This is a genomic window from Fusicatenibacter saccharivorans, from assembly GCF_027667425.1.
Classification (GTDB): domain Bacteria; phylum Bacillota; class Clostridia; order Lachnospirales; family Lachnospiraceae; genus Fusicatenibacter; species Fusicatenibacter saccharivorans.
Genome location: NZ_JAQEGR010000009.1, coordinates 162,343 through 182,765 on the forward strand (window position 1 = coordinate 162,343; position 20,423 = coordinate 182,765).

At 46.1% G+C, this 20,423-nt stretch carries 16 protein-coding genes; 14 read left to right on the plus strand and 2 right to left on the minus strand.

The annotated features are described in order from the left end of the window. Positions 1-16: 16 nt before the first annotated feature. The gene (locus tag PGS38_RS10395; RefSeq protein ID WP_022462760.1) at positions 17-1,198 is read left to right on the plus strand and encodes an MFS transporter; all 1,182 of its coding nucleotides are present in this window, start codon (positions 17-19) and stop codon (positions 1,196-1,198) included. Between the two features lie 60 nt (positions 1,199-1,258). On the opposite strand, the gene PGS38_RS10400 is transcribed toward PGS38_RS10395, so the two are convergent. Then, complete coding sequence (locus tag PGS38_RS10400; RefSeq protein WP_022462761.1) at positions 1,259-1,696, minus strand: aspartate carbamoyltransferase regulatory subunit; 438 nt, start codon at positions 1,694-1,696, stop codon at positions 1,259-1,261. A gap of 19 nt (positions 1,697-1,715) precedes the next feature. Continuing rightward, positions 1,716-2,636 carry an aspartate carbamoyltransferase gene (gene pyrB, locus PGS38_RS10405; protein ID WP_022462762.1) on the minus strand — a complete coding sequence of 307 codons (921 nt, stop codon included), beginning with the start codon at positions 2,634-2,636 and terminating at the stop codon, positions 1,716-1,718. A 413-nt stretch (positions 2,637-3,049) separates the two neighbouring features. Between pyrB and pheA the strand changes: the two genes are divergently transcribed. The 13 genes from pheA to tnpB all read left to right on the plus strand — a co-directional run bounded on the left by pheA (position 3,050) and on the right by tnpB (position 20,144). After that, positions 3,050-4,180 carry a prephenate dehydratase gene (gene pheA, locus PGS38_RS10410; RefSeq protein WP_055222099.1) on the plus strand — a complete coding sequence of 377 codons (1,131 nt, stop codon included), beginning with the start codon at positions 3,050-3,052 and terminating at the stop codon, positions 4,178-4,180. A gap of 76 nt (positions 4,181-4,256) precedes the next feature. Next, positions 4,257-5,585 carry an ATP-binding protein gene (locus tag PGS38_RS10415; RefSeq protein ID WP_055222098.1) on the plus strand — a complete coding sequence of 443 codons (1,329 nt, stop codon included), beginning with the start codon at positions 4,257-4,259 and terminating at the stop codon, positions 5,583-5,585. Between the two features lie 83 nt (positions 5,586-5,668). Next, positions 5,669-7,210, plus strand: a complete 1,542-nt coding sequence (locus tag PGS38_RS10420) for a Ppx/GppA phosphatase family protein (protein ID WP_022462390.1) — start codon at positions 5,669-5,671, stop codon at positions 7,208-7,210. A gap of 13 nt (positions 7,211-7,223) precedes the next feature. After that, positions 7,224-9,410, plus strand: coding sequence for an RNA degradosome polyphosphate kinase (locus tag PGS38_RS10425; RefSeq protein ID WP_022462391.1), 2,187 nt, complete (start codon positions 7,224-7,226; stop codon positions 9,408-9,410). Positions 9,411-10,015: 605 nt separating this feature from the next. Continuing rightward, positions 10,016-11,170 carry an ABC transporter ATP-binding protein gene (locus PGS38_RS10430; RefSeq protein WP_118594891.1) on the plus strand — a complete coding sequence of 385 codons (1,155 nt, stop codon included), beginning with the start codon at positions 10,016-10,018 and terminating at the stop codon, positions 11,168-11,170. 55 nt (positions 11,171-11,225) lie between these two features. Continuing rightward, positions 11,226-12,053 carry a carbohydrate ABC transporter permease gene (locus tag PGS38_RS10435; RefSeq protein ID WP_118594956.1) on the plus strand — a complete coding sequence of 276 codons (828 nt, stop codon included), beginning with the start codon at positions 11,226-11,228 and terminating at the stop codon, positions 12,051-12,053. A 101-nt stretch (positions 12,054-12,154) separates the two neighbouring features. Next, entirely contained in the window at positions 12,155-12,967 is an 813-nt protein-coding gene (locus tag PGS38_RS10440; protein WP_416388118.1) for a carbohydrate ABC transporter permease, read from the plus strand. A gap of 53 nt (positions 12,968-13,020) precedes the next feature. After that, positions 13,021-14,439 (plus strand): ABC transporter substrate-binding protein, encoded by a 1,419-nt coding sequence (locus tag PGS38_RS10445; protein WP_118594955.1) that lies wholly within the window; start codon positions 13,021-13,023, stop codon positions 14,437-14,439. A gap of 478 nt (positions 14,440-14,917) precedes the next feature. After that, positions 14,918-15,646, plus strand: a complete 729-nt coding sequence (locus PGS38_RS10450) for a glycerophosphodiester phosphodiesterase (RefSeq protein ID WP_117802584.1) — start codon at positions 14,918-14,920, stop codon at positions 15,644-15,646. Then, positions 15,643-16,467, plus strand: coding sequence for an HAD-IIA family hydrolase (locus PGS38_RS10455; RefSeq protein WP_243037976.1), 825 nt, complete (start codon positions 15,643-15,645; stop codon positions 16,465-16,467). The genes PGS38_RS10450 and PGS38_RS10455 overlap by 4 nt, the downstream gene beginning before the upstream one ends. A gap of 258 nt (positions 16,468-16,725) precedes the next feature. Then, complete coding sequence (locus tag PGS38_RS10460) at positions 16,726-18,282, plus strand: ABC-F family ATP-binding cassette domain-containing protein (RefSeq protein ID WP_117802549.1); 1,557 nt, start codon at positions 16,726-16,728, stop codon at positions 18,280-18,282. A 324-nt stretch (positions 18,283-18,606) separates the two neighbouring features. After that, the gene (gene tnpA, locus PGS38_RS10465; RefSeq protein ID WP_055222090.1) at positions 18,607-19,020 is read left to right on the plus strand and encodes an IS200/IS605 family transposase; all 414 of its coding nucleotides are present in this window, start codon (positions 18,607-18,609) and stop codon (positions 19,018-19,020) included. A gap of 5 nt (positions 19,021-19,025) precedes the next feature. Continuing rightward, positions 19,026-20,144, plus strand: coding sequence for an IS200/IS605 family element RNA-guided endonuclease TnpB (gene tnpB / locus PGS38_RS10470; protein WP_117802548.1), 1,119 nt, complete (start codon positions 19,026-19,028; stop codon positions 20,142-20,144). The last annotated feature ends 279 nt before the right edge of the window (positions 20,145-20,423 follow it).

Here is a 20,423-nt window from a genome sequence, read left to right on the forward strand (position 1 = left end):
AAAGGGGGACAAAAACATGAAAAAACACCTGTCCGTGCGCTACGGCACGATTCAGGGCTGCTACTGGATGGGATACGCGGCACTGATGGGGTATGCCAGCGTTTATCTTCTTGAAAAAGGCTTCACAAACACACAAATCGGCCTTCTGACGGCAGTTGGCTGTATCGTGTCAGCGGTTCTGCAGCCTGCGCTGGCATCCTACGCAGATCGGCCGGAAAGCCCGTCCGTACGAACAATGCTCCTTGGAGCGAACCTGATTCAGCTTGTTCTTATCATTTCCCTTGCTGCAACGGCAGAAAGCAGTTCTATGGTGGTAAGGACACTGCTGTACGGCGCAAGCATTACGATGCTGATGCTGATGATTCCGTTCGTTAATTCTCTTGGTATGGAGACGATCCGCCAGGGAGAGGAACTTGATTACGGAATCGGGCGCGGCATGGGTTCCGTTGCATATGCGATTGCATCATGGCTGCTCGGCCGGCTGACCGCATCCTTTGGAGCAGACATGATTCCGATCTGGGCTATCGCACTGACCATTCTTTTCCTCATCTGTGTATTTCGCTTTCCGTTTAAAAAGGACAGGAAAAAAGCAGAAGCAGAAAAAGAAGAGACAGGAGCAGCCGGTCCGGTCGATTTTCTGAAACGGTATCCGTCCTTCGTGGTAGTACTGCTTGGCTGCATTCTGATCTTTATGTCACATAGCCTGATTAACAGCTTCAATTATCAGATTGCAATGGCAAAAGGTGGTGGCAGCGGTGAGATGGGAAATGCGATGACCATCTCTGCAGTTTCCGAGCTGCCAACGATGTTTCTGTTCGGCTATCTGCTGAAAAAGAAGAGCAGTGTTTTCTGGCTCCGTCTCTCCGGCCTGTTTTTTGTCCTGAAAAGCATAGGAACCTTCCTGGCCTTTAATATTCCGACATACTACGCTGTTCAGCCGTTCCAGATGTTCGGCTGGGCGCTGATCAACGTCGCCTGCGTCTATTACGTGGACGGCATCATGGAGCCGCAGGATTCGATTAAAGGACAGGCATATATGGCGATGACCATCACCGCAGGAAATGTAATGAGCTCCCTGTTTGGCGGCTGGCTTATCGATGCAGCCGGTGTTGGCGCGATGCTGATCTGCGCATCTCTTGCGGCCTTCATCGGCTGGCTGATTGTGTGCCTCGGTTCGAAAGAAGCAAAAACTGCATAGGAAAGATAAAAGAAAGCGCCCGAAACCGAACGTGGTTCCGGGCGCTTTGCCGTACAGCTCTTATTTATTTCTGTTTCCTGTATACTTCTCATCACAGTATTTGCAACGGTAAACCTCTTTTTCCGGGTCAGCCAGGATAAAGACATGTTTTAATCCCTGCTCAATAGAGGTGATACAGCGCGGGTTTTTACATTTAATCACATCAACCACCTGTTTCGGCAGATGAAGTTCTTTTTTCTCCGTAATCTCGCCGTCTTTAATGACATTGACAGTGATATTGTGATCGATAAAGCCTAAGATGTCAAGATCCATCTTATCAACCGAACACTCAACTTTCAGAATGTCCTTTTTTCCCATTTTTTCACTTTTGGCATTTTTAATAATGGCTACGGTACAGTCCAGCTTGTCCAGTCCCAGATCATGGTAAATGGTCATAGCCTTTCCTGCTTTAATATGGTCGAGCACGAAGCCCTCTTCAATACGTCCTACGTTCAGCATAGCGAAAGATGCTCCTTTCTTAATCGACTTTGATGTTCAGCAGCGTCAGAATCAGGGCCATACGTGCATAAACACCGTACTGAACCTGTTTAAAGTAAGCAGCGCGCGGGTCATTATCCACGTCAACGGAGATCTCATTGACACGCGGCAGCGGATGCAGAACCAGCATTTCCGGAGAAGCAAGATCCATTTTGGACTGATCCAGAATATAGAAATCCTTCATGCGGATGTAATCATCCTCGTTGAAGAAACGTTCTTTCTGGACACGGGTCATATAAAGAACATCCAGCTTCGGGAGAACATCTTCCATTTTAATAACTTCCTCAAATGGAACATTGTTCGCCCGCAGCACATCATCACGGATGTAATCCGGGAGACGAAGCTCCTCCGGGGAGATTAATACAATTTTAATGCCGGTATAACGAACCAGCGCTTCAATCAGGGAATGAACCGTTCTGCCGAATTTAAGATCACCGCAGAAGCCGATGGTAAGATTGTTCAGGCGACCCTTTAAAGAACGGATGGTGAGAAGATCGGTAAGAGTCTGCGTCGGATGCTGATGTCCGCCATCACCTGCGTTGATCACAGGAATACGGGAGTACATCGATGCAACGAGCGGAGCGCCTTCTTTCGGATGACGCATGGCACAAATATTTGCAAAGCAGGATACCACGCGGATGGTGTCGGCTACGCTTTCACCTTTGGAAGCGGAAGAAGAATTGGCAGAAGAAAAACCAAGAACAGTACCGCCAAGATTCATCATGGCAGCCTCAAAGCTGAGACGGGTGCGTGTGCTTGGTTCATAAAATAAAGTAGCAAGTCTTTTGCCATCGCAGGCATGTGCATATTTCTCCGGGTTCTTTTCAATATCGTTCGCCAGATCCATTAACTGATCCAGTTCTTCGACCGAGAAATCAAGGGGACTCATTAAGTGTCGCATATATTACCTCCTATGAAGATCCTTATTTTTGTTACCGTTCACAGGTTCCCTGCGAACGGTAACATTCGCAGCCCTCATTTAAAGTTTTGCTTCGCAAAAGGAGGGCTGCTCACGCCTGAATCACTTTCTTACGCAGCGAAACAGCAGGTGTTTCCCTGCTGAGTGAACAGTAACTTATTTTTTCTGTGTTCCACCTTAACACAAAAACAGGATAAATGCAAGATAAAAAATGGCAGGAAAAAGGTCGAAAAGCAGAGTAATATGAAATGTGAAAAAATAAAGTGAAATAGCAGTCAAAAAGGAAAAAGATTGTACAAAAGCCGAATTTCGGAAGATCTTTTCTTGTAAATTAAACGGAGATGGAGTAAAATATTGATATCTGCAACAAATGCAGAGTATCAGGAGGACCAGATATGCTAGACTTAGGAAAAATCCGCGACGAGATCGATGCCACCGATGACGAGATCGTCCGCCTGTTCCAGCACCGGATGGCGCTGACGGCGGAGGTTGCGCAGTACAAGATAGAGACAGGAAAAGCCGTTTTTGATGCGGAACGTGAGCGCCAGAAGCTGGAAAAGCTGACAGGCGAGGGAACAAATGCATTCAATATAAAAGGCATCCAGGAGCTGTTCCAGCAGATCATGTCGATCAGCCGGAAGCGTCAGTATCAGCTGCTGACAGAAAACGGCGGCGAGGAGATGACCGATTACACGCAGGTTGACCACCTCCCGACACACGGCAAAAGAGTTGTTTTCCAGGGTGTGGAGGGCGCCTACAGTTTCGGTGCGATGAAAGAATTTTTCGATGATACGATTACAAGCTTTCACGTAGATACCTGGAAAGAGGCGATGGAGGCGATTACGAGGGGCGAAGCCGATTATGCCGTGCTTCCGATCGAGAACTCCACAGCAGGCATTGTATCCGATATTTATGATCTTCTGGTGGAATATCCGCACTACATCGTCGGTGAGCAGGAATTGCCGGTGGAGCATGTGCTGATGGCACTGCCGGGAGCAAAGGCTGAGGAGATCCGCACCGTGATTTCCCATCCGCAGGCGCTGGCGCAGTGCCGCCGTTTCCTGGATTCCAATGAAAACTGGAAGACGGAAGAGCGTCTCAATACAGCCGCCGCTGCAAAAGAAGTATCCGAGAGCGGTGATCTTACGATGGCAGCCGTCGGAAGTCCGTACGCTGCAGAGCATTTCGGACTGCAGATCTTAAAAGAAGGTATTTTTGATGCCCAGGGAAATACGACACGCTTTGTTATCATTTCTGGGCAGAAACGCTTTGTAAAAGATGCACAGAAAATCAGCGTATGCATGGAACTGCCGCATCAGAGCGGTTCTCTTTACAACGCACTGGCACATTTTATTTACAACGATCTGAACATGACCAAAATCGAGTCCCGCCCGATTCCGCAGCGGAAATGGGAGTACCGTTTCTTCGTGGATTTCGAGGGGAACTTAAGCGATCCGGCAGTCAAAAACGCACTGCGCGGATTGCAGGCAGAATCCGCGAAATTCCGGATTTTCGGAAATTATTAATCCAGAAGAGAGGGCCGTACCAAGCGGCCTTTTCGCATAAATAAAATGAAAAATGACAGGAAGGAAGAGACAAAAGATGATTAGAATAGAAGAATGTATCCTCTACCGCGATTTCGCAGAGGGGGAGGTACTGCGCGATATGACGATACTGGTGGAGACCTACAAAAAACTGGTCAATGCTCAGATTTCCCTGAAGGACCGCCGGTTCCGTGAGAATATGAGCGCATATGAGCCGCAGTTTTATGAGGCACTGAACCGCCTTGTCGAGATGGCAAACCGCTACGGCTTCTCCGGAAATCTCTGGCACGATTATCTGACATATCTTCTGGTCAACAAAGAAAATGCATTTTCTACCTCCTGCGAGATTGTCGGAAAAGTCGAGGGAAGCATCAACCAGATGGCAAAACATGATTTTGTCCGTTTCAAAGAGCTGTTCGATTTCGATATCTGTGTTTTTGATGAGATTTTTGAGTCCGGCGATGCCTCTGTCATCAGTTCCTATGAGAACACGGACAGCCCGAATAAACTATTCAACAAAGAAGTCCGGGATCGTATCTGTGAGCTGGCCATCCGTCTGGCAAAGGCTGCATCCGCAGATGAATTTATGGCTGATATGGTTCAGTTTTACAAAGATTTCGGAGTGGGAAAACTGGGACTTCACAAGGCATTTCGTATTGCGCATACAGGAGAGAACGTTGAGATTATCCCGATTACCAACATTCCGGATGTGCGCCTTTCTGATCTTGTCGGCTACGAAATTCCAAAGCAGAAGCTGATCGACAACACGAAAGCGTTTGTCGAGGGCAAGAAAGCAAACAACTGTCTGCTTTTTGGTGATGCCGGAACCGGAAAATCCTCCAGCATCAAGGGCATCCTGAATGAATATTACGATCAGGGACTGCGAATGATCGAGGTTTACAAGCATCAGTTTCAGGATCTAAATGAGCTGATTGCACAGATCAAAAACAGAAATTATAAATTCATTATTTACATGGATGACCTTTCCTTTGAAGAGTTTGAGATTGAGTACAAATACCTGAAAGCTGTCATTGAGGGAGGCCTGGAAAAACGTCCGGACAATATTCTTATTTATGCAACCTCCAATCGTCGCCATCTGATTAAAGAGGATTACAGTGATAAAGAAGGAACAAGACAGGATATGCATACTTCCGACACCGTACAGGAGAAACTATCCTTGGTATACCGTTTCGGCGTCAGCATCTATTTTGGTGCACCGGATAAGAAAGAATTCCAGAAGATTGTTTCCACACTGGCCGAACGATACGGCGTGACGCTGCGTGAGGAAGAGCTTTTGGCAGAAGCGAACAAATGGGAACTGTCCCACGGCGGTCTGTCCGGCCGTACCGCACAGCAGTTTATCGATTATCTGCTCGGAAAACAGTAAAAAGAAAAAGGTCAAAAAGTCCGCTTGGTATTGGGAGCGGGCTTTTTGGGATATCCTTTGAAAAAGAAGGAGGAAAAGCATATATGCAGTATTCCACATTTGCTGCCATTGATATCGGCAGCTACGACGTCATTCTGGAGATTTTCGAGATCTCCAAAAAACAGGGAATCCGAAGCGTGGATAAGATCTGTCATCGGATGGAGCTTGGAAAAGATACGTACACGTTGGGAAAAATTCGCCCTGAAATGGAAGAAGAGCTGTGCCGTGTACTCGCAGATTTTGTGCGGATTATGGAAGGCTATCGCGTGGACGATTACCGTGCAACGGCATCCAGTGCGATCAGTGAGGCGTCGAACAGTCTCTATGTCCTTGGAAAAATTCATCAGCTGACCGGTTTTTCTGTCACTGTTCTCTCCAACTCGGAGCAGCGTTTTCTTAGCTATAAAGCGCTCGCGGCGATGGAGGACAATTTTAACAAGATCATTGAAAAGGGAACTGCGATTCTCGATCTTGACGGTGGCAGTTTTCAGATTTCCCTGTTCGACAAGGATGCACTTGTCACAACACAGAACATCCGCATGGGAAGTCTTCGCATCCGCGAGCGTCTTGCCGGAATTCAGAGTGAGACGGAACATTACGAAGAGATGGTCGAAGAGCTGATTTGGAATGAAGTATCGAGCTTTAAAAAGATGTATCTGAAAGACCGTAAAATCGAAAACATTATGCTGATCGGCGATGTTTTCACCGACAGTGTTTATCAGAATATCGAAGAAAAAACGACAAAAATCATTTCCCGTGAAAACTTTAATACCTGGTATGAGAAAATTATCCGTCAGTCACCGATGGAGCTTGCTGTAAAACTTGGTATTCCGCTGGAAAACGCTTCACTGATGTACCCGTCTGCTGTGATTTATAAATGTCTGATTGATATGATGGGTGCGGAGCATATCTGGATTCCGGGCGTGCATATGACACGTGGTATTGCATACGAGTATGCGGAGCAGATGAAACTGCTGAAAGGCGGTCATAATTTCGAAAATGATATTCTGATGGCGGCAAAAAATATCGGAAAACGGTACGCGGTGAATCGCCCGCACGTCCAGAACCTGGAGATGACGGCCCTTGCCATGTTTGATGCGACGAAAAAGATGCACGGCATGAAAGAACGCGAGCGGCTGCTGCTTCGGATGGCGGTGATGCTGCACGATGTCGGAAAATACATCAGCCTTAATAATGTAGCGGATTCTTCCTATAATATTATCATGTCAAACGAAATCATCGGACTGTCCCATATTGAACGGGAGATGGTCGCACTGATTGCAAAATACAATACGGCAGTGCTTCCATCCTACGATGAGCTGGTGATGGAATCGTCGCTTAGTGCAGAACAGTATCTGACCGTATCGGAGCTGACAGCAATCGTCCGTCTGGCGAATGCACTAGATCGGAGTCACCTGCAGAAAATCCAGTCGATCCGCGCTGCCTTAAAGGAGAGAGAACTGCATCTGTCTCTGACGGTTGACCGTGATTTCACACTGGAGCAGGGACTGTGCCAGGATAAATTAGATTTTTTCAATGAGGTATTCAGCATACAGCCGATTATTAAGATGAAACGGCAGATGTAAGGAGGCGAACAAGATGGATATAACACCATATAAGAAACCGGAATATTTTCGAAACCGGGAATTGAGCTGGATCAGCTTCGACGAGCGTGTTTTAAACGAGGCGCGGGATAAGAGTATTCCGCTGTTTGAACGTCTGAAATTTATCAGCATTACCTCCTCCAACCTGGATGAGTTTTATATGGTTCGTGTGGCTTCACTAAAAGACCAGGTGCATGCAAACTATACGAAAAAGGATCTGTCCGGCATGGATGCGAAGGAGCAGCTTACCGAGATCAGCAAACGGACGCATGAGCTAGTGCAGCTGCAGTACAATACGTACAATCGCTCGGCGGTTCCGTCTCTGGAGCACGTTGGCCTTACGATTATCAGTGAGCACGAGAAGCTGACGAAGGAGCAGGCGGAGTATGTGGATTCCTATTTTGAGGAAAACATTTACCCGGTTCTGACCCCGATGGCCATGGATTCGGCCCGCCCGTTCCCGTTGATCCGGAACAAAACATTGAATATCGGTGCACTGGTGCAGAAGAAAGAGGATTCGCTTCTGAGCCGTGCGGAGGATAAGAAAGAGAAGAAAGGCAAGGAGAAGGAAAAGGAGAAAGAACTGGAATTTGCGACGGTTCAGGTTCCTTCGGTACTGCCGCGTTTTATTCTGCTTCCGCAGGATGAAAAGACGGGACAGCGGTATGTGATTCTTCTGGAGGAGATCATCGAGCGGAACATTGGAAAGCTGTTCTTAAGCTACGATGTGGTCTGCGCGCATCCGTACCGTGTTATGCGAAATGCAGATCTTTCGATCGATGAGGATGAGGCTTCCGACCTGTTAAAAGAGATCCAGAAGCAGCTTAAAAAACGTCAGTGGGGCGAAGTGATCCGTCTGGAAGTGGAAGATAAGATGGATAAGCGGCTCCTGAAGATGCTGGAAAAAGAGTTTGACATCGATGAAGACGACCTGTTCCGGATTCCGGGACCGCTCGATCTGACGTTTTTAATGAAAATGTATGGGCTCGACGGCTTTGATGAGTATAAAATTCCAAAATACATTCCAGCAGCAGTTCCGGCGCTGATGAATGAGGATGACATTTTTACAAACATCCGAAAAGGAGACATCTTACTGCATCATCCTTATATGACGTTTGATCCGGTCGTGCAATTTGTACAACAGGCAGCAAAGGATCCGGATGTACTGGCAATCAAACAGACGCTGTACCGTGTGAGCGGCAATTCTCCGATTATCGCGGCACTGGCGCAGGCGGCGGAAAACGGCAAGCAGGTTTCCGTACTGGTGGAATTAAAGGCACGGTTCGACGAAGAAAACAATATTGTCTGGGCGAAGATGCTGGAAAAGGCGGGATGCCATGTGATTTATGGTCTTCTGGGACTGAAAACACACAGTAAGATTACACTGGTGGTTCGGCGCGAGGAGACAGGCATTCGCAGATATGTACATCTTGGCACGGGAAACTATAACGATTCTACGGCAAAGCTGTATACGGACTGTGGCCTGTTGACATGCAATGCAAAGATCGGTGAGGATGCAACAGCAGTATTTAACATGCTTTCGGGCTATTCGGAGCCGGATCACTGGAACAAACTGGTGGTTGCGCCACTCTGGATGAAAGACAGATTCCTGCATCTGATTGCTATGGAGGAGGAACACGCGAAGAAGGGACAGAAAGCGCATATTATTGCGAAGATGAACTCGTTATGCGACCGCGATATTATTGCGGCGCTTTACAGTGCTTCGGCAGCCGGAGTAAAGATTGACCTGATTATCCGGGGAATCTGTTGTCTGAAGGTTGGAATCCCGGGTGTCAGCGAGAATATTACCGTTCGCTCGATTGTCGGCAATTTCCTGGAACATGCGCGGATTTTCTACTTCTACAGTGGTGGAAATGAAGAGGTGTTTATGGGAAGCGCGGACTGGATGCCGCGAAATCTGGAAAAACGGGTGGAGATTGTGTTCCCGGTTGAGGATGAGCAGATCAAGAAAGAAGTAATGCATATTCTTGATATCCAGATGAAGGATAATGTGAAAGCCAGTATTTTACAGGCAGACGGAACGTATACAAAGCCGGATAAGCGCGGAAAGATGCTGGTGAATTCACAGGAGTATTTCTGCAGGGAGGCAACGGAAAGAGCGGAAAAACCAAAAGAACAGGAAAACAGCAGGGTGTTTGTGCCGGCGGAACCGGTGGAATAGGTTTGGACGGACGCCCCGTAACGCACACAAGGGTGATGCGCGGTTTCGGGAGCTAGTAATTCTAAGGCTCTGTCATTTTGCTAAAACCATGCGCCAAAAATCAAAACTCGCTGTCGCTCAGACAGTTGATTTTTGGCGCATAACGCAAAATGCCAGAACCTAAGAATTACACGCTCCCTGCAAATGCGCATCACCCTTGTGTGCGTTAAGGGGCTGTGTGAAGGACGGACACGGATGTGGGAGCGGGAGCGCCCACTGCGTTGACATGAAAGAAGAATATGGTATGTTGTGATGAGAAAGAGCTGCAGCTTTGAGAGTTGCGGCGTTTTTTTGTGTCAAAAATAATCTGTTGGGTATTGGGAAAAGGAATGGCTATTCAGAATTTGTTTTGAAAATTGGTTTTGCGGGTGATTTTCGGGGATTTTACAAAGAGTGATCTGGAAGAGTGGCTGGAAAAGAAGGGGATGGAGATAAGGGAAAATGTGGACATTTTTTGTAAAGTAACCGGTTATTTTATTAACGGATATTTTACAAAGCGGTGGTAGTGGGCTTTACGGAAGGAAAGGTATAATGAGTCTCGACAAGACGAGGAGGAAGAAAAACGAATGTCAAATATTGTGTTGAAGAATGTCTGTAAATCTTATGATAAGGAACATTATGCGGTTCAGGATTTTTCGCTTGAAATACCGGATCGGGAGTTTGTGATTTTTGTTGGACCTTCCGGCTGCGGAAAATCGACGACGCTTCGGATGATTGCCGGTCTTGAGGAGATTACGAGCGGGGAGCTCTGGATTGATGGACAGCTTTGTAATTATGTAGAAGCAAAGGATCGCGATCTTTCGATGGTATTTCAGAACTACGCGCTTTATCCGAATATGACGGTATATGAAAACATGGCGTTTTCTCTGAAAATCCGGAAACAGCCCAAGGATGAAGTTGATAAAAAGGTACATGAGGCAGCTAAAATGCTTGGAATTGAGCATTTACTTGACCGGAGACCGGCAGCACTTTCCGGTGGTCAGAAACAAAGAGTTGCGATTGGAAGCGCAATTATGAGACGGCCGAAAGCATTTTTAATGGATGAGCCGCTTTCAAATCTGGATGCGAAGCTGCGGGCACAGATGCGGGTGGAGCTGGCAAAATTACATAAGGAACTGAAAACGACGGTGATTTATGTTACCCATGATCAGACGGAGGCGATGACGCTTGGTACAAAAATTATTGTTATGAAAGACGGTGTTGTGCAGCAGGCGGATGCACCGGAGCGGATTTACCGCCATCCGACAAACAAATTTGTGGCTGGTTTTATCGGAGCTCCGAGTATGAATTTTATGGAAACGATGGTGATGGAAAGAAACGGAGCGGTTTATCTGGAGGCAGACGGAGGAGTTACCCTTCGTGCAAAAGGAGAGAACGAAATGGTGCTTCGTCGCGCTTATCTCGGAAAAATGGTGATCTTAGGTCTGAGACCGGAGGATTTACAGGACGAAACAACCGCTTCCGCACATCGGATCTGTTACGAAGAGAATCAGTTGAAGGCATTTGTTGACCTGCGGGAGATGATCGGTGCAGAAGCGTATCTGCATATGAATACCGGAAAAAATCTGATTACAGCAAGAGTGCCTTCCGAGGTGCCGGTTACTGTAAAGGAAAGCATTACATTGTATGCAGATATGGAGAAAGCACAGATCTTTGATCCGTTTACAGAAGAAAATATTTTATCTCTGCCGGTTGAAAAAGAAGAACGTGCAACAGCATAAGAAGGAGCAAGAAGTGAAAAAAGTAATCGAAAAGTGTAAAAAAGCAGAAGTTTATATGTATCTAATCCCGAGTATGGTGATCTTTAGCATCTTTCTGTTTTATCCGTTTTTTAAAACCATTTATCTGAGCCTGTATAAGACAAACAAGCTTGGAGAAGCGAAATTGTATGTGGGACTGGATAACTATAAAAGCTTATTATCGAATCCATCCTTTTACAACAGTCTCTGGGTTACACTGGAATTTGTGGCGATTGTTGTAGTCGGAAGTATGGCGCTTGGCCTTCTGGGAGCAGTTCTTTGCAGCAAGGCTTTCCCGGGAATCCGGGTATTCAGTACTTCCTATGCACTCCCAATGGCAGTAGCATCGAGCTCAGGCGCCATGATTTTCAAGATTATTTTAAATCCCACGATCGGTATCGTAAACAAATTGCTGCATGTGAGCATTAACTGGGTCAGTGATCCGAAATATGCGCTGATCTGTGTGGCTGTCCTTACGGCATGGCTGAACAGTGGCATCAATTTCCTGTATTTTTCGGCGGGACTTGGAAACATTGATGATTCGATTTATGAGCGTGCTTCTGTAGATGGAGCGAATGCAGTACAGAAATTTTTTAAGCTGACACTGCCGGGGCTTTCTCCGATCATGTTCTACACACTGGTTGTTAACATTATTCAGGCATTCCAGTCATTCGGACAGGTGAAAATCCTGACACAGGGAGGACCGGGAGAATCCACGAACCTGATTGTATATTCGATATACCGTGATGCGTTTTTTAATTACCGGTTTGGAAGCGCAGCCGCACAGTCCGTTGTTTTGTTTCTGATTGTCATGGCGCTTACCCTGGTTATGTTCCGCATGGAAAAGAGAGGAGTAAAATACTGATGTCTACAATAGCAACTACGATTGCCGGACCAAAAACTTATTCTGCAGAGGAGCTGCAGGCACTGCATCTGGCAATGAATGCAAAAGCAAAAAGAAAGAAAATGCTTCAGAAAACAGCGTTGGTTACCATGAACCTGATCGTTTGTCTGTTTATGCTGTTTCCGCTGCTTTATACCATCAGTGTAGCGTTTATGCCGTCCGGCGAGCTTTACACAATGGCAATGAACATCGTGCCAAAACATCCGACGCTGGAAAATTTCGTGGAAGCATTTCATAAAATTCCGCTGGTACGCTTTGTCCTGAACTCATTTTTGGTTGCGGGCAGCATTACGCTGGGTCAGATTGTAACGTGTTCTCTTGCGGCATTTGCCTTCTCTTTCCTGGATTTCAAAGGGAAAAATATTCTGTTTATGCTGGTAATGGCGACCATGATGGTGCCGGGTGAGGCAACCATTATTTCCAATTATCTGACGGTAGGAAGTCTCGGACTGCTCGATACCTATATTGTTCTGATTCTGCCTTCTCTTACCTCTGCAATGGGAATTTTCCTGTTCCGCCAGTTCTACATGACTTTTCCGGTTTCTCTTTATGAATCGGCGAAGCTGGACGGCTGCGGGAATCTGCGGTTTATCGTAAAAATCCTGATGCCGCTGACAAAGTCAGCAATGGGAGCAATGGCGGTTTACACCTTTATCAATGCATGGAATATGTACATGTGGCCGCTGCTGGTTACAGGTTCGGACAGCAAGCGTACCGTACAGATTGGTATCAGTATGCTGAACAGCGTCGACGCACAGTCGATTACCCTGATGCTGGCGGGCGTGGTAATGATTATCATTCCATCCATTTCCATCTTTATCGTGGGCCAGAAGGCCTTAATCAAAGGAATGTTTTCGGGAGCAGTCAAGGGCTGATTCCTGTGACAGAAAAAAGAATAGAAAACTGTATGAAAAACGAGGAGAAAAAAATGAAGAAAAAAGTGATTGCATCAATTCTTGCGGCTTCTATGGCAGCTATGGCGCTTACCGGATGCGGAGGCGGAAAAACAACGAGTGAGGCACAGAGTGCGACAACAGATGAAACCACAGCCAGCACAGAGGCAGGAAGTACGGCAGATGGCGCAGAAGCACCGGATTTAAACCAGGATACGAAGGGAACCACGATTACCTTCTGGCATTCCATGGGCGGTGTCAATGGCGAGGCAATGGATTATCTTGTCAATAAATTCAATGAAGAGAATACCGATGGCATTACCGTTGAGGCGGTTTATCAGGGAGAATATGATGATACGATTAACAAACTGAAAAGTGCACAGATCGGAAATATGGGAGCAGACCTGGTACAGATTTATGATATCGGAACACGCTTTATGATTGATTCCGGCTGGGTCATTCCGATGCAGGAGCTGATTAATGCAGATGGCTATGACATTTCCCAGATCGAGCCGAATATCGCTGCTTATTATACGGTAAACAATGAGCTGTACTCGATGCCATTCAATTCGTCCACACCGATTCTGTATTACAACAAAGATATGTTTGAAAAAGCAGGGATCACTGAGGTTCCGACAAGCCTGGAAGGAATTCTTGCTATCGGTGATGATCTGAAAACAAAGGGCGGAGCCGGTGAACCGCTGGCACTCTCCATCTATGGATGGTATTTCGAACAGTGGCTCTGTAAACAGGGACTTTCCTATGCGGATAATGGAAATGGCCGTGATGCCGCTGCTACTGCAGTTGAATTTGATTCCAACGGCGGAGCGCTCAACATCTTAAATGAGTGGAAAGCCCTGAACGATGCCGACGTTGCACCAAACGTAGGCCGTGCCGGAAGTGATACCGCAACGACAGACTTTACTTCCGGAAAAGCAGCGATCACCCTTGGCTCTACCGCATCTCTGAAGCAGATTTTACAGGATGTCAATGGAAGCTTCGAAGTTGGAACCGCATATTTCCCGACAATCAAGGACGGCGATGAGGGCGGTGTTTCCATCGGAGGAGCATCTCTCTGGGCATTGAACAACAACGATGATGCAAAAGCAGCAGCTACCTGGAAATTTATTAAATTCCTGATTTCCCCGGAATCTCAGGCATACTGGAATGCCGAGACGGGTTACTTCCCAGTAACAACAGCTGCTGATGAGGAGCAGACCTTTAAAGATAATGTAGAACAGTATCCGCAGTTCCAGACCGCAATCGACCAGCTGCACGATTCCAAGCCGCAGTACGCCGGCGCACTTCTCTCTGTATTCCCGGAGGCAAGACAGATTGTGGAAACAGAAATCGAGAATATGATCAACGGAAACGAGACTCCGGAGAAAGCAGTAGAATCAATGGCTTCCCAGATCAACAGCTCCATCGAGGACTATAATCTGGTAAATGAATAAGAGACAGGCTTTACAAAAATAAGATTTCGTCCTATAGTGAAGAAAAACGAGTTCCCAAAGCGTGTTTGAACGGTTTCTATGAAGGGGAAGATCCGAGTTACGGAAATGATTTTTCAGATATGACTGGAAATGCGTCGGAGACAAAAATCCGGCGTGTTTCCGGATTTATAGTAAGCCGCCAAATAATGCAAAAGAGTCAGTACCGCTTTTTTTAACCGAATCAAGTAAGTCCCCTGCTTCCATTGCGTGAAGCAATAAGCAGTGGGTGGGGACTTGCTTGTATCAGGAGGAGTGCAAGCTCCTTCTGATAAACTGCGGAGCAGTTATTCGGTTATGAGCAAGTAGCAAAGCGGATTGCGAATATCCGCTTGACTTATTTTCAGGGTTTACGATAAAAGAAAAAAGCTGCAGCCGGGAAAAAAGATAGAAAAGAGTGCAGGTTTGGAAATGGGAACGGAAAATGGAGGACAGATACGAGATGAAAACAAAAGTATGGGCACACAGAGGAGCCAGTGCATATGCACCGGAAAATACACTGGAAGCGTTTCTTCTTGCAGCAGAGCAGGGAGCAGACGGTGTGGAACTGGATGTACAGCTGACAAAAGATGGCGAGATGGTTGTTGTCCACGATGAGGAAATCGACCGGGTCAGTGACGGAAGCGGATTTGTCAAAGATTATACGCTTGCGGAATTAAAGATCCTGAACTTTAATAAGACACATCCGGAGTATCAGGATGTAAAAATTCCGACGCTTCGCGAAGTATATGAAGCATTAAAACCAACGGGAATGACGATCAATGTCGAGCTGAAAACCGGTATTTTCTGGTATAAAGACCTGGAAAAAAAGGTACTCGAGCTGACAAAAGAGATGGAGATGGAAGATCGCGTGATTTATTCTTCCTTTAACCATTACAGCATTGCAAAAATTCTGGAACTGGATCCGAAAGCCAGCACCGGCATCCTCTACGCAGATATTATTTATGATGTCGTGAATTATGCGAAAAAAATCGGAACAGGAGCTCTTCATCCGGCAACCTTTCATGTGCAGATGGCAGACTTTCTTCAGCGGTATGTGGAAAGCGATCTTGCGGTGCATGTGTGGACGGTCAATGATAAGGCGGAGATCGAGCGTCTGATGGAGGCCGGTGTTGACGCAGTCATCACTAATTATCCGGATGTGGCCGTTTCCTGCCGCAACGCGAAGTGATACCGATTGGAGAAAAAAAGCTGTTCCTTTTGGATATCGACGGAACCATCTGCGTGGGGAACCGTCTGATTCCGGGAGCAGACCGGTTTTTAAACGGACTGTCCGAGTACGGCGGAGATTATGTGTTTATCACAAATAATACGACGATGAGCGTAGCAGATTACCGGAAAAAATTTGCAAAGCTGGGCATCCCGACAACAAGCGCGAACTTTCTGACGGCTTCTGTTGCAACAGCGCATTATCTGAAGCAGAAATATGGATCCCGTCCCGTCTATGTGCTGGGAACGGACTCTCTGATCCGGGAATTGGAGAGCTTCGGTGTGTGTACCACCCGCGATCCGGAGAAAGAAGGAATTGCGTGTGTGCTTGCAAGCTATGACAATGAACTGACGTATCAAAAACTGACGGATATCTGTCGGCTGTTGATAGAGCGCCCGGAGCTCGATTACGCTGCAACGAACCCGGACTATGCTTGTCCGATTGAATTCGGCTACGTGCCGGATTGCGGTTCCATCTGCGAGATGATCGGTCATGCGATCCATCGTATGCCGACTTATATCGGAAAACCAGGCATACGGATGGTTGAGATGGCACTTGATATGACAGGCAGAACGCGCGATGAGGCTGTTCTTGTGGGAGATCGTCTCTATACGGACATTGCGTGCGCCAACATGGCGGGCATTTCTGCAGCACTTGTGCTTTCCGGTGAATCTACGCGTGAAGAAATGCAGAACTCGCAGTATCTTGTGGAGTATGTGTATCCATCCGTAAAAGAAATGTATGCGGAGTGGGTGTATGGACAAAAGAAGAAGTGTTCTTAAAATTCCGAAATGGTTATGGTTTTGGAACAAAAAAACAAAAAGAAGAATTCTGAGAGGAGAACCTTTTTCCGAAGGAGTTCTTCTTTTTTGTTGCGGAAAAGGATACTTTCCGGATACGGGATAAAAGCCTGGGACGGTATAGAAAAAGCTTGCCAAAAGAGGGAATTTCCCTATATAATGATTCAGACTATAATATGAAAAAGAAAACGGTCAGGAGATCGGAAAATTCCAATACAACAGAAGAAGGAGAATTTATGCATGAGTATTTTAAATGTAGAACATCTGTCCCACGGCTTCGGCGACCGTGCGATTTTTGAAGATGTATCGTTCCGCCTGCTAAAGGGGGAGCACATCGGTCTGGTAGGTGCAAATGGCGAGGGAAAATCAACCTTTATGAACATCATCACCGGAAAGCTGATGCCGGATGAGGGAAAGGTTGAGTGGGCAAAAAACGTCCGTGTCGGCTATCTGGACCAGCATACCGTTCTGGAAAAAGGTATGACGATCCGTGATGTGTTAAAAAGTGCTTTTTCCTGGTTGTACGAGATGGAAGAGCGGATGAACACGATCTGCGATTCCATGGGCGATGCCTCCGAGGACGAGCTGAATGCAATGATGGAAGAACTCGGCGTGATCCAGGAGATGATGGATGCACATGATTTTTATATTCTGGATTCCAGAATAGAAGAGATTGGCCGTGCGCTTGGTCTTGAAGAGATCGGTCTCGAACGCGATGTCACCGAACTTTCCGGCGGACAGAGAACGAAGGTACTTCTGGCAAAATTACTTTTGGAAAAACCGGACATCCTTCTTTTGGATGAGCCGACCAACTACCTGGATGTGGAACATATCACTTGGCTGAAACGATACCTTGAAGAGTATGAAAATGCCTTCATTCTGATCTCTCACGATATTCCATTCCTGAACAGTGTTGTCAATCTGATCTATCATATGGAAAACAAAGAGCTGAATCGTTATGTTGGTGATTACGATCACTTCCAGGAGGTTTATGCGGTCAAAAAAGCGCAGAAGGAAGCTGCCTATAACCGTCAGCAGCAGGAGATCAGTGAACTGAAGGATTTCGTGGCACGAAACAAAGCCCGTGTGGCAACCAGAAATATGGCTATGTCACGGCAGAAGAAGCTGGATAAGATGGATGTGATCGAGCTTGCGAAAGAAAAACCAAAGCCGGAATTTCATTTCCGCACTGCGCGCACTTCGGGCCGCTTCGTTGTGACTGCAAAAGAACTTGTGATCGGCTATGAAGAACCGCTCTCCAGACCGCTGACCTTTGCGATCGAGCGTGGCGAAAAGATCGTGCTCACCGGTGCCAACGGAATTGGAAAAACAACGCTCTTAAAGAGTATCCTCGGTTTGATCCCGTCCCTTGGCGGAGACGTGGAGCTTGGCGATTATCTGGAAATCGGATATTTCGAGCAGGAAATGCCAAAAGGCAACACCAACAGCTGTATCCAGGAAATCTGGGAAGAATTTCCATCCTATACTCAGTATGAAGTCCGTGCAGCGCTTGCCAAATGCGGTCTTACCACACAGCACATTGAAAGCCTGGTGCGTGTGCTCTCAGGAGGAGAACAGGCAAAAGTTCGCCTCTGTAAACTGATCAATCGCGAAACCAATCTTCTTGTCCTCGATGAGCCGACCAACCATCTCGATGTAGACGCAAAAGAGGAGTTAAAAAACGCACTGAAAGAGTACAAAGGAACTGTTCTTATGGTCTGCCATGAGCCGGAATTTTATGATGGCCTGGCAACCAGCGTATGGGACTGCTCGGAGTGGACGACGAAAGTGATTTAATCGAATCAAGCAAGTCCCCTGCTTCCATTGCGTGGAGCAATAAGCAGTGGGTTGGGACTTGTTTGTATCAGGAGTGGTACAAGTCACTCCTGATAAGCTGCGAAGCAGTTATTCGGTTATGAGCAAGTAGCGAAACGGATTGCGAATATCCGCTTGACTAATAATAAGAAGAAAAGTCAGCAGAAAACGGACTTTTATCCTCTTTCAGCAAGAAGACTCCGACCTCTAAGGTGGGAGATGAATTGCGTCCGTTACCTTCTTGATAGTGGGTTCTAATCATGGTATAATAGAATCAGTCGAATGGCAGAAAGGGGTCGAAATACAATGGATTTGGATAATAATGCACATTCAGTGTTTTTGCTGCACTATCATCTTGTTCTTGTGGTTAAGTACCGCAGACAGGTTTTTGATGACGCAATTTCCGGCAGGGCAAAAGAGATCTTTGCGTATATTGCTCCAAATTACAATATCACCCTTGAAGAATGGAATCACGATAAAGACCATGTGCATATACTTTTCAAGGCGCATCCAAATACAGAAATAAGCAAGTTCATAAACGCATATAAAAGTGCAAGCAGCAGACTTCTGAAAAAAGAATTTCCACAGATAAAGCAAAAATTATGGAAAGAACATTTCTGGAGCCAGAGTTTTTGCCTGCTCACAACGGGCGGTGCCCCGATGGAAGTAATCAAAAAATACATTGAAAGTCAGGGACAAACGGATCGAAAAAGGAAGTGACCAACATGGCAAACAAAGCATATAAATTCAGAATATACCCCGACGATGTGCAGAAAGTTTTGTTTGCCAGAACGTTCGGCTGTGTCCGAATGGTGTACAACCATTGGCTTGCCAGAAAAATCAGGCAGTATGAGGAGGACAAAACCGCGGTAACTTACACGGTTTGTGCAAAAGAAATGGCTGAAATGAAGAAAACAGAAGCATACGCATTTTTGAGGGAAGTAGACAGTGTCGCATTACAACAATCGCTTCGGCATCTTGATACGGCATTTCAGAATTTTTTCAAACAGCCGAAGACAGGTTTTCCAAAGTTTAAATCTAAAAAACAGAATAAAAAGAGCTATTCAACGATCTGTATCAACGGAAACATTGCCATATTGAATGGATATTTGAAATTGCCGAAAGCCGGCCAAGTCCGGTTAAAACAACACAGAGCTGTTCCGAAAGAATACAAATTAAAATCTGTAACAGTAAGCCAGACACCAGGCGGAAAATATTATGCAAGTATTCTTTTTGAGTATGAAAATCAAGTACAGGAAAAAGAGATGCAGAGTTTTCTGGGGTTAGATTTTTCCATGCATGAATTATATCGTGACAGCAACGGGAATGAACCTGCATATCCGAAGTATTACAGGAATGTAGAGGAAAAATTAGTGAGGGAGCAGCGCAGACTTTCCAAAATGCAGAAAGGTTCGAACAACCGTAGCAAGCAGAGAATCAAGGTGGCAAAACTCCACGAAAAGGTTTCCAGTCAACGAAAGGATTTTCTGCATAAGCTGTCAAGGCAGCTAGCAAATGCTTATGATTGTGTATGTATAGAATCCCTAGATATGAAAGCAATGTCACAGATGCTGAACTTTGGAAAATCTGTTTCAGATAACGGGTGGGGAATGTTCACAGGGTTCTTGAAATACAAACTTGAGGAACAGGGTAAAAAACTTGTGAAGGTGGACAAATTTTTCGCCAGCAGTCAGATTTGTTCAGTTTGTGGTTACAGGAACGCAGAGACAAGAAAACTTGCGGTCAGAGAGTGGGATTGTCCGCAGTGCGGAACCCATCACGACAGAGATGTAAATGCGGCTGTTAATATCAGAAATGAGGGAATGCGGCTGGTAGTGGCATGACCGTAACGTAATATAATAAAACCGTGGGACACACGGGGATAGCTCGCCTATGCTTAGCACATTGGTGCTATCGAACGAGAACCAAACCTACCGAGGTTAGGGAAGCCCCCACCTCTACAGGTGGTGGAGGATGTCACAGAAAGTGTTTTCTGTTGATTTTTTGCATTTAACAAGTAGTTAGATAAAAGAATGAATATACAGAATTAACTATATTTTTCTAAAAATAAGAAAATTCGAAAAAAGGTGTTGACTTTTGCTTTGGGCGGTGTTATTATAACT

Bases quoted from the DNA above. Each gene is read 5' to 3' on its own strand.
- PGS38_RS10395 (WP_022462760.1), top strand. From the start codon at position 17: ATGAAAAAACACCTGTCCGTGCGCTACGGCACGATTCAGGGCTGCTAC.
- PGS38_RS10400 (WP_022462761.1), bottom strand. From the start codon at position 1,696: ATGCTGAACGTAGGACGTATTGAAGAGGGCTTCGTGCTCGACCATATT.
- pyrB (WP_022462762.1), bottom strand. From the start codon at position 2,636: ATGCGACACTTAATGAGTCCCCTTGATTTCTCGGTCGAAGAACTGGAT.
- pheA (WP_055222099.1), top strand. From the start codon at position 3,050: ATGCTAGACTTAGGAAAAATCCGCGACGAGATCGATGCCACCGATGAC.
- PGS38_RS10415 (WP_055222098.1), top strand. From the start codon at position 4,257: ATGATTAGAATAGAAGAATGTATCCTCTACCGCGATTTCGCAGAGGGG.
- PGS38_RS10420 (WP_022462390.1), top strand. From the start codon at position 5,669: ATGCAGTATTCCACATTTGCTGCCATTGATATCGGCAGCTACGACGTC.
- PGS38_RS10425 (WP_022462391.1), top strand. From the start codon at position 7,224: ATGGATATAACACCATATAAGAAACCGGAATATTTTCGAAACCGGGAA.
- PGS38_RS10430 (WP_118594891.1), top strand. From the start codon at position 10,016: ATGTCAAATATTGTGTTGAAGAATGTCTGTAAATCTTATGATAAGGAA.
- PGS38_RS10435 (WP_118594956.1), top strand. From the start codon at position 11,226: ATGTATCTAATCCCGAGTATGGTGATCTTTAGCATCTTTCTGTTTTAT.
- PGS38_RS10440 (WP_416388118.1), top strand. From the start codon at position 12,155: ATGCTTCAGAAAACAGCGTTGGTTACCATGAACCTGATCGTTTGTCTG.
- PGS38_RS10445 (WP_118594955.1), top strand. From the start codon at position 13,021: ATGAAGAAAAAAGTGATTGCATCAATTCTTGCGGCTTCTATGGCAGCT.
- PGS38_RS10450 (WP_117802584.1), top strand. From the start codon at position 14,918: ATGAAAACAAAAGTATGGGCACACAGAGGAGCCAGTGCATATGCACCG.
- PGS38_RS10460 (WP_117802549.1), top strand. From the start codon at position 16,726: ATGAGTATTTTAAATGTAGAACATCTGTCCCACGGCTTCGGCGACCGT.
- tnpA (WP_055222090.1), top strand. From the start codon at position 18,607: ATGGATTTGGATAATAATGCACATTCAGTGTTTTTGCTGCACTATCAT.
- tnpB (WP_117802548.1), top strand. From the start codon at position 19,026: ATGGCAAACAAAGCATATAAATTCAGAATATACCCCGACGATGTGCAG.